9 protein-coding genes are annotated in these 8856 nt (G+C 51.9%); 8 read left to right on the top strand and 1 reads right to left on the bottom strand.

The features are described 5' to 3' along the window. Positions 1-180: 180 nt before the first annotated feature. From PHV74_12925 to PHV74_12910, 4 genes are read left to right on the top strand one after another with little or no spacing between them, the layout of a single operon-like run. Positions 181-774: a TetR/AcrR family transcriptional regulator gene (locus PHV74_12925; protein MDD5095261.1), complete on the top strand. Its 594-nt coding sequence runs from the start codon at positions 181-183 to the stop codon at positions 772-774. A gap of 59 nt (positions 775-833) precedes the next feature. After that, positions 834-1004 (top strand): 4Fe-4S binding protein, encoded by a 171-nt coding sequence (locus PHV74_12920; protein MDD5095260.1) that lies wholly within the window; start codon positions 834-836, stop codon positions 1002-1004. After that, a complete protein-coding gene (locus PHV74_12915) occupies positions 1001-2308 on the top strand; it encodes an FAD-binding protein (protein ID MDD5095259.1) in 1308 nt (435 codons plus the stop codon). The genes PHV74_12920 and PHV74_12915 overlap by 4 nt, the downstream gene beginning before the upstream one ends. Positions 2309-2336: 28 nt before the next feature. Further along, the gene (locus PHV74_12910; protein ID MDD5095258.1) at positions 2337-3470 is read left to right on the top strand and encodes an NAD(P)/FAD-dependent oxidoreductase; all 1134 of its coding nucleotides are present in this window, start codon (positions 2337-2339) and stop codon (positions 3468-3470) included. Positions 3471-3718: 248 nt separating this feature from the next. Here the strand turns inward: PHV74_12910 and PHV74_12905 are convergent, their stop codons facing one another. Beyond that, complete coding sequence (locus PHV74_12905) at positions 3719-4675, bottom strand: Lrp/AsnC family transcriptional regulator (protein ID MDD5095257.1); 957 nt, start codon at positions 4673-4675, stop codon at positions 3719-3721. A 398-nt stretch (positions 4676-5073) separates the two neighbouring features. Between PHV74_12905 and PHV74_12900 the strand changes: the two genes are divergently transcribed. The 4 genes from PHV74_12900 to PHV74_12885 all read left to right on the top strand — a co-directional run. Further along, positions 5074-5637, top strand: a complete 564-nt coding sequence (locus PHV74_12900; protein MDD5095256.1) for a hypothetical protein — start codon at positions 5074-5076, stop codon at positions 5635-5637. Positions 5638-5773: 136 nt separating this feature from the next. Next, positions 5774-6571, top strand: a complete 798-nt coding sequence (locus tag PHV74_12895) for a hypothetical protein (GenBank protein ID MDD5095255.1) — start codon at positions 5774-5776, stop codon at positions 6569-6571. Positions 6572-6735: 164 nt separating this feature from the next. Continuing rightward, positions 6736-8679 (top strand): FAD-dependent oxidoreductase, encoded by a 1944-nt coding sequence (locus PHV74_12890; GenBank protein MDD5095254.1) that lies wholly within the window; start codon positions 6736-6738, stop codon positions 8677-8679. A 62-nt stretch (positions 8680-8741) separates the two neighbouring features. After that, positions 8742-8856: 4Fe-4S binding protein (locus PHV74_12885; protein MDD5095253.1), on the top strand; the 115-nt coding region annotated here is incomplete at its 3' end.

Here is an 8856-nt window from a genome sequence, read left to right as displayed (position 1 = left end):
GTAAACCATCGGTCAAATTCCTGGAATGTCCCGGGATAATCAATGCCAGAAACAGGATGAACAGACTCTTCCATGCCTACATACTACATTTTGTGGCCGGTTGAGTAAAGTGCATACCCACTTTAACCTATATATACCGACCGGTCGGTGAATTTATCAGGAAGATATGGCCAGGCAGGCATGAAGACAGATCGAAAAGCTAGCATCATCAAGGAGTCAACGAGACTCTTTCTCTCCCAGGGCTATCATGCCACAAGCATGGATGATATCTGCAGAGCTGTCGGCCTGCAGAAAGGCGGCATCTACCACTACTTTGAAGGCAAAGAAGACATACTCGGCGAATGCGTTAAGAACTCGGCACTTGAAGGCTTATCCATCTTGAAACAAGCCTCCGATCTCGATCTCCCTCCTATGGAAAAGCTACGGCAGGTAATTCATGCTCAGGTGCAGATAGTCTGTGATCATCCTGAAATCTTTATCATCTTTAAGGAAAACCTTGATGCCCTCGATAGCAAACTGCAAAGCGAGATCAAGTTGATAGTCGCCAGCTATGAAAAAATCTGGGATGAAGTTGTTGCTTACGGGGTTGAAAGCGGTCAATTGCGGCCGGATATCAGCCCCAGACTGATGAGTCTTGTCTTTCTGGGCATATGCAATTGGATGTTCATTTGGTACAGGAAGGAGGGAGGGTTGTCTCCATCACAGATCGCCGATCAGTTTTTTGATATGGTGACCACTGGAGCCGCGAGGAATAATATGCGACTGCAAGGATGATCTTGAAGGGGTTTTCGCTGCAAAAATGGGAACACATAATTTATGGAGGTAATCAATTCATGCTGGTTGTCAATGAGTCAAAGTGTGTGGGCTGCGCCTGCTGCATGCCTTATTGCCCGGTGGAAGCCCTTTGGGTTTGGGGCGTATGTCAGGTGAACCAGGAGAAGTGCACTGAATGCCTTGCCTGTGTTGAGTGGTGCCCTGTTGAGGCGCTGGAGGTGCAGGGATGAAGCATATTAATGTTGATGTGGCTATCGTAGGATCGGGCATTGGCGGGCTTTGCGCTGCAGCTTTATTGGGAAAGCAGGGATACACTACGCTGGTAGTGGAAAAGATGCCGCGCATCGGCGGCAGATGGGCCTCGGTTCAGTACCAGGGGTTCAGGATGTGCATCGGAGGCATCGGCGCGGAGATCGGGACGCCCTTCGGGGAGACCTTGAAAAAAGCCGGTGTGGAATTTGAAGTCCGCCCGGTGGATCCTTTCATCTATCGAATACATGGCAAGGACCATCAGATACCGGAAAAGGGCGGTCTCAGAAAACTGCTCTCCCTTTGTGGCACCGAAGAGGAGGGGGCTGCTGTCATGGGCCGTCTTCGGAAGGCAATGAGCTGGCAAGAGCCTTCGGCCAGCATCACCCTTCGGGAATGGCTTTTGCAGTATACCCGAAACGACGATATCCTCGGCCTGTTCGATACAATGGCCCGTGGGGGCATGGGATTGGGAAGCAACGAGTGTTCGGCACAGGATTACCTCTATTTCCTGAAGGTGGGCGGGGGATGGCGGCACTGGGGGATCATGCCGGAGGGGCCGGAAGGGATCACCACCCGGTTGGAGAAGGTCATCGAGAACAACGGAGGCAAGGTCTGGATACGCTCTCGAACCAAGAAGATAGTCACGGAAAAAGGACGGGTGAAAGGGATTCTGGTTGAGAAGGATGGGCAAGAAATAGAGGTTACAACCCAGGCAGTCATCAGTAACGCCGGACCGAAGAAGACCATCGAGCTGGTGGGAGCTAAGAATTTGGAGATGGGCTACGTCCGGGATATCATGGATCATCTGATACCGGTGCCATGGATTTCGGTTTACACCGCCAGCGACCGGCCTTTGATGGGCCCCGGAAACCTGATGCCAACGGGCACACGTCGGATCTTCTGCGCTGTATGCACCACGCAAATCTGTCCGGAACATGCCCCGCCGGGACAGCATCTATTGGAGACCTTCTCGGTTCCCTCCACTGCCTTTGGCCCGGTGGATTACCGCAAGGAACTCGACTTGCACGTTCAGGACCTCAAGGAGCTTTTTCCCGATTTTGAAAAGCATGGTCGTATTTTAATGGGAAGCGTATATCGTGGTGAGTGGCCCTGTTTGCGCAATGTGCCGGGATATTCGATTCCTCAGAAGACTCCTGTGGAACTCTTGTATAATGTTTCGGATTGCCTTGGCGGCCGGGGAACTATCGCCGGGCCGGGCGCGGTGCAAAGTGCCAAGTTGGCCGTGGAGGATCTGGTGGGGCGAATACGACCAAGTGGTTGAATTAAATAGCGTAAATGAAAGGGGCCTGATGAAATCATCTGAATTCGATGTGATTGTGGTTGGAGCCGGACCAGGCGGATCGGCAGCAGCCAAGAAATGCGCTCGGAACGGTTTGAAAGTCCTGTTACTCGAAAGGTATAAATTACCCCGGCACAAGGTATGCGCCGGATGGATAATGGGCAGCTTTTCCAAGAAGATCGTGGCCCGAGAGTTTGGTGAAATCCCACAAGAAGTGCTAAACGATCCTCCCTGTTTGGCCGGGTTTATGTTCCACACCCCGGACGGGAGGTGCGAAAAAGTGGAAGGAAGCATCCCTCAGGGCTGGAGAAAGGATATTGACTACTGGATGACGAAACAGGCACTGGATGCAGGCACCCAATTGTGGGATGAGACTCCCGTTCGCCATGTGGCTCAATCTAACGACAAATGTACCGTGAGGTTGGTGAGGCAGGGGAAGGAGACAGAGTTTAGCGCCAGATTTATCATCGGCGCGGATGGTGGCCGATCTGTGGTGAGAAGATGTTTGTTCCCAAATTTTGAAGTGCCATCGAGACTGACAGTGGAGCATTGGTATAAAGGAGCCCTGAAAGATATCGACAGAAACTACTCTCATGATTTCATGTATCGAGATTCATCTCATAATGCCGGCGGCGCTTTCCCCGGCAGCCTGTTCCACCTTGGCTACAAAGAAGAGTTCTTCTATGTCGGTCTAACCAATTTTGCCGGTCGATGGCAGGATAATATGCAAAAGGCTCTTGAAGTTTTGGCCCAACATCACGGGTTTGATTTGAAGCAAGAACCTGAATGGACAGACGCTTGCACTATGCCGGTGTTACATAAGAACCTGATTGACGGTTCTTTGCGTCCTGCCCTGGGTAATATCATGCTGGTGGGCGATGCTGCCGGGTTATTGGATGGAGAGGGAGGAGGGGGAGGTATCGCAAGTGCAGCCTATAGCGGGTCGCTGGCGGCAGACTCTATTATGAAATCCTGCCAGGAAGGCGGAAAGGTAGACGCTTATTATCTGGAAGCGATGCGAGGAATCATTTCGGGGGTCCATAAGATGCAGCAATCTATGGCTGGCGTAGAGCGGCTCGAGGACAACGCCACCGGGGCCTTTTTGCAGACAGCGATGCGATTTGCTGCGGAAGCTGTGAGATGATGCGCCAGCCCGACATGTGAAATCGCAGTTGGAGAAAAAAGGGGAAACAGAAAGAATCGTACTGCTGTGTCAGAGAACAGGGCTTGAGACCTTTTGGGCTTTTCACGAGTCTGTTTTGCCGGGGGTGAAGGTGATCCCTGTGAGCCTCCCTCCTCGAAAAAACCCGGGCGAAATTCCCTGCCGATGGGAGTTTCGATGGGATGGATAGTCTGGCTGTTCTTGCAGGCCAATTATGTGTGAGGTTTTCTTCATCGTATCAAGCGAAAGGAGAGGTGCGCTCGTCCTATTTGAATCATCGTTTCCTGATCGATAACGCCTGGGATGCTGCCTAGCTCGCCGGTTAGAAAGCGGGACATTTCTTCCACACTGCGGAAGGTCATGTGCAGCATCAGATTGAACCGGCCGGTGATTATGCTGATATCTGAGATTCGGGTATCAGCCGTCAGTGTGTGTGCCACCGAGACGATTCTATCAAGTTTTACCCTCAAAAATACGTAGACACCGGCAACAAACCCAAACGCCGGGAGATTGGCCATACTGACCACCCTTATGATCTTTTCCTCCAGAAGTGCCTTAAGCTTTTTGGCCGTTGTTTGCCTGCTCATGCCGATCTTCTCTCCCAGATCACTGATGCTTTCCCTTGGGCTCAATTCCAGCTGTTGTATCAGTTTCAACTCCGATTCATCAAGACACCTGGGTGCTATTTCTTCGCGCAGGGTGGTATCGCCCCGCAAATACATGTAGGAGTTTTTGACCAGTTTCAGGATAATCATCTGTTCGGCGGCTATGATGTTGGCTATCTGGCCCAATTCACCGCTGACCCAGTCGAGCAGGTCCTGGTTGTTGCGAAGTAAAGCGTATACCACAACGTCGTAGCGGCCCGTGGTCAGGCTGGTAGTTTGAACGTTTCTGCAACGCGCCAGGTCCTTTGCAACGCTGGTGGATGTTCCGGGTGTGGTTTTTATACCCAGGACTACCCTGACTTCATATCCAAGGGAAGGGGGATCGCTTATGGTGCAAAATGCAATTGCCTTGGTATCAACCATCTTCCGGATTCTGTTGGTTACGGTGGTGATACTTACGCCCAGCTTGGCAGCAAGATTACGCGTGGTTTGTCTGGCATCCACTTCCAGTTCCCGGACAAGCATCAGGTCCAGCTCATCGTAGACGTAGTCCATACGAGGAGATATGGCTTTGTTGTTCATTATCCTCCTGACAGGCGCACTGTAGAATGCTATACGGAACTGGTTCCGAGAGGTTTCGTTCCCAAAGGCTCCAGATCGGCACAGGGTTTATGATACCATTGACATTCCGAATCATCCAGTTGACAGTAGTATACTAATGGCAGGAAAATATACGCCTGAAGTTATGTTAATGGCTAATATAATAACCATATGCATTAGAATAGTACAAAAAAGAGTTGACAACGTCAAGGCGCATTAGTATAATTCTTGCAAACCAGTCGGCAGTATCATGTATTGCCCCGAAAAAGGATGACAAGTAAGGGCATCATACATTGACACTGGACGCGGCACAAAAGATGCGGTTGAACTGAATCAACCAATCGAATAGAAATTCATATTTGTAAAACAGGAGAAAAAAGATGACAGAGTTGATGAATGACTATAGCGGTCCGCTCAAGGGGGATTTCAGCCTGAACGATCTATCACAAGAATTCCTGGCGAAACTGGCGCGGGAATGGCAGTACGAGTTTCTGAAATTTGAGGAAATGATGATCGGTATGGTCAAAGACAAGATCGGAAAGGAGGAGGCGGATAAGTTCGAACTTGCGCTGTGGCAGAAGTTCTGTAAAGTCAACGTGCCCAGAATTGCCAGGCTGGCGAATGTAGACATGAAAACCTCTTACGACTTCGTAAAAGTAGCGCAGTTACTTCCCGAGGGGCTGATGATGCAACCCATCACCAGCTATGAAGTGATAAATCCGGATCACGTGAAACTGACAGTGCACAAATGCCTTATTCTGGAGTGGATGGAGAAAAATGCTCCGGACAGAATAATGCCCATGTGTCATCAGGTTGAAGTGGCGCTGTTTACTGACTACATTAAGGTGCTATTGCCTGACCATACGTGTAAACCGATCATGCTTCCTCCTCGAAAAGGCCGGTGTGGTGATGCCTGCGTCTGGGAGTATGTGAAGGAAAGCTAGCCGGTAATTGCCGCTGAGTTGAACTCTGCGCAACAAGCTATAGATGACGCATCAAAGAGGCTAGTGGTCGGTGCAATCGGGATCATTGCAGGAATACGCTAGGGCCGGTAAATACGAAGATATTTAGGGAGTGAAAATGCAGGAGTTGAATAATTACAGTGGGGACTTCAATCCCAACTTCAAGCTGGAGGACTTCAGCCAGGAATTCCTGATGAGAATGTTTCAGGGATGGACCCATCTTTATACGGCATCAAATGAGTTCTATTATCAATCGATCAGAAAGAGAAAAGGGGACTGCGTGGCCTTTGAGTGTCGGTTGAAGGCGTGGCAGGCGGTCAATAATGAAGCCATCCCTAAATTCAGCAAGGCCGTGTCGGCATATTTGGAGAACCCGTCAAAAGATATGCTGATTACGCTGATGCGGGCCTTCGCCACCCTCTACACCAGGCAGGGTGAGGACTGGTACAACACCGTTAAGGACAGATTCGACGCAGAGTTGGCCCTCGAGTGTGAGGTCGAGGCTTGGTGCCGGGTGGGGAGAGAGACCGTGCCCAACCACTTGAGAGCACTTGGCATTGAAGTGAGCGACCTCCTCGACGCCCTCAAGGTGACCCAGATCATTCCAGATGGAAGTGCGGGGGGAGTATACAATCCCAATTACGATTTCCTCAGTGGGGACTTCATCAAGCTGCACATGCATCCCTGCTTGGCCCTGCAGTGGCTGGAGAAGAAAGGCGATAGTGATCGAATCATCCAGCTCTGCCATACAACCGAGGTCAAGACTTATCAGGCCTTTATCGAGGGGGTTCTGCCGGGGGCCAAGGTTACGGCCACAAAACTGCCGCCTCGAACAACCCCCAATGAAATCCCCTGTTACTGGGAAATGAAGCTGGATCGTGGATCGTCAGCCGGAATGGGATACGAAAAAGGGTAAAGAAACCGAACAGGGGGAGGGGTTGTATAAGGTCCCATGGGCATTAGACTGATGTCTATGTGGAAAGGGACTGAACAGATTTGGGGCGCTCTTGCGTCGGATGGCTTGGGTTAATTTGTGAAGTCAAGCGCTTTTTCACTTCGACTGTTTTGAGGAGGTATAACGTGGCAAAGAAGTTTACCAAACTGTTTGAGCCGGGTCGCATCGGCAAACTGGAGCTGCGCAATCGAATCATGCTTGCGCCTCACGGGACGTTGATGTGCGAGCTTGACGGGCGGTCTTCGCGGCGGGAGGTTGACTATCTGGCAGAGCGAGCCCGAGGCGGCACGGGCCTTATCATCCCTGAAGGAGCCAAGATTTCCCGGGCGCTGGAGAAGCCGGCTGCTTTTGCCCCCTTTGCTGTGGACTCGGATGCCCTGGTGCCTTCGCTGGCAGACATGGCTGATGCGGTGCACTTTTACGGCGCGAAAATCATGATGCAGCTCTTTGTAGCGTTTGGTCGACAGGCTGCGGAAATCGATCCCCAGAATCCACCTGTGGCCCCTTCTGCGATCCCCACTTTCAGGGACCCTTCCGTTCTCTGCCGACCCCTGAGTGTGGAGCAGATCAAAGCCTTTGTTGAGGCTTTTGGATTGGGAGCCAGGCGAGCGGTCATGGCTGGTTTTGACGCGGTGGAGGTTCATGCTCATACCGGCTATCTCGTCGATCAGTTTATGACGAGCCTCTGGAACAAGCGCACAGATGAGTACGGTGGTGATCTGAAAGGGCGCATGCGCTTTGCGGTGGAACTGGTACAATCTGCAAGAAAGCAGATTGGCCCCGATGTTCCCATTTCCTTCCGCTATTCGCTGGTTCATTTTATTCCCGGTGGTCGGGAGATTGAGGAGTCCATGGAGATTGCCAAGCACCTGGAGGCAGCGGGGGTGGATCTGCTCAGCGTGGACGTCGGCACCTACGGGGCACTGGACTACGGTTTACCATCGATATACAGGGGCGATGCACCGTGGGTGGATCTGGCCGCTGCCATCAAAAAGGTGGTCAGCATTCCAGTTATGTTAGCGGGGAATATGAGCCCTGAAGCGTCTGAGGCGGCTCTGGAAGCCGGAAAAATCGATTTCATTGGCTCTGCTCGCGGCCTGATTGCCGATCCTGATTGGCCCAACAAGGTGCGCCGTGGACACCTCGAGGATGTACGTCCCTGCATTCGCTGCAACGAGATGTGCATCGGAAATGTGTTCCGCCTGAAGCCCATGTCCTGCAGTGTGAATGCTGCTACGGGCTCAGAACGGTACTTCGAGTTTCGCAAGACGGATACTCCCAAGAAGGTGTTAGTGATTGGCGGAGGCCCGGCCGGTATGGAGGCAGCTCGAGTTGCTGCTCTTCGCGGCCATAAGGTAACGCTGGTGGAGAAGCAGGACGCCCTGGGGGGCCAGTTGAGAGCAGCCGCCACCGCATCGTTTAAGAAGCCTTTGCGGGACCTCATCGATTACTGGACAACACAGTTGGACAAGCTCAAAGTGGACGTTCGCCTCAGTACTGCGGTCACGCCTGCTATGCTGGCCAAACATAAGGCGGACGCAGTTGTGGTTGCGTGCGGAGGAAAACCGATTAGCCCCGCTATCCCTGGCATTGGCAACGAGAATGTTGTGGAGGTGGTTGATTATCATCTGGGACGCAAGCAGGTTCGAGGCCAGACCGTGGTGGTTGCGGGAGGAGGGTTATCGGGTTGTGATGCTGCCCTGGATCTAGCGATGGCGGGGAAGACCGTCAGCATTATCGAAATGCTGGATGATGTAGCGCTGGATATGTTCAACATTAGCCGGTTGACTCTCATGCGCCAGTTAGCCGAACGGGGAGTTAATATCATGGCCAGGCATAAGGTGAAGGAGTTTCGCCCTGATGGCATTGTTACCCTGGGGCCAGACGGCAAAGACAAGTTCGTCAAGGCAGACACGATGATCGTGGCGTTCGGCGTGAAGAAAGACGATTCACTGGTCAAAGATGTCAAGGCGAAATGGGATGAGGTATATGTTGTTGGAGATTGCGCCAAACCGGCAAAAGTGGGGGAGGCAGTGCACGCGGGATTCGCAGCCGGATGGCAGATTTAGGGACCTGTGGTTAAGATTGTAAGGAAATATTAGAGAAGTTGTCGATTCAAAAGGAGAAGAAGTTGGTCGTAGTAGACGAAACCAAGTGTCTGGGATGTGGAATATGCACCCATTTTTGCCCGGTAGACGCCCTGCAGGGCTATGGGATTATTGAAATCGACAGGGGTGTTTGTACGG

The organism is Dehalococcoidia bacterium, from assembly GCA_028711995.1.
Lineage (GTDB): Bacteria > Chloroflexota > Dehalococcoidia > SZUA-161 > SpSt-899 > JAQTRE01.
Note: the sequence above shows the minus strand (reverse complement) of the source record. Positions and strands in the feature narration are given on the sequence as shown.

Excerpts from the sequence above, each read along its gene's own strand:
- PHV74_12925 (MDD5095261.1), top strand. The coding sequence starts at position 181 with ATGAAGACAGATCGAAAAGCTAGCATCATCAAGGAGTCAACGAGACTC.
- PHV74_12920 (MDD5095260.1), top strand. The coding sequence starts at position 834 with ATGCTGGTTGTCAATGAGTCAAAGTGTGTGGGCTGCGCCTGCTGCATG.
- PHV74_12915 (MDD5095259.1), top strand. The coding sequence starts at position 1,001 with ATGAAGCATATTAATGTTGATGTGGCTATCGTAGGATCGGGCATTGGC.
- PHV74_12910 (MDD5095258.1), top strand. The coding sequence starts at position 2,337 with ATGAAATCATCTGAATTCGATGTGATTGTGGTTGGAGCCGGACCAGGC.
- PHV74_12905 (MDD5095257.1), bottom strand. The coding sequence starts at position 4,675 with ATGAACAACAAAGCCATATCTCCTCGTATGGACTACGTCTACGATGAG.
- PHV74_12900 (MDD5095256.1), top strand. The coding sequence starts at position 5,074 with ATGACAGAGTTGATGAATGACTATAGCGGTCCGCTCAAGGGGGATTTC.
- PHV74_12895 (MDD5095255.1), top strand. The coding sequence starts at position 5,774 with ATGCAGGAGTTGAATAATTACAGTGGGGACTTCAATCCCAACTTCAAG.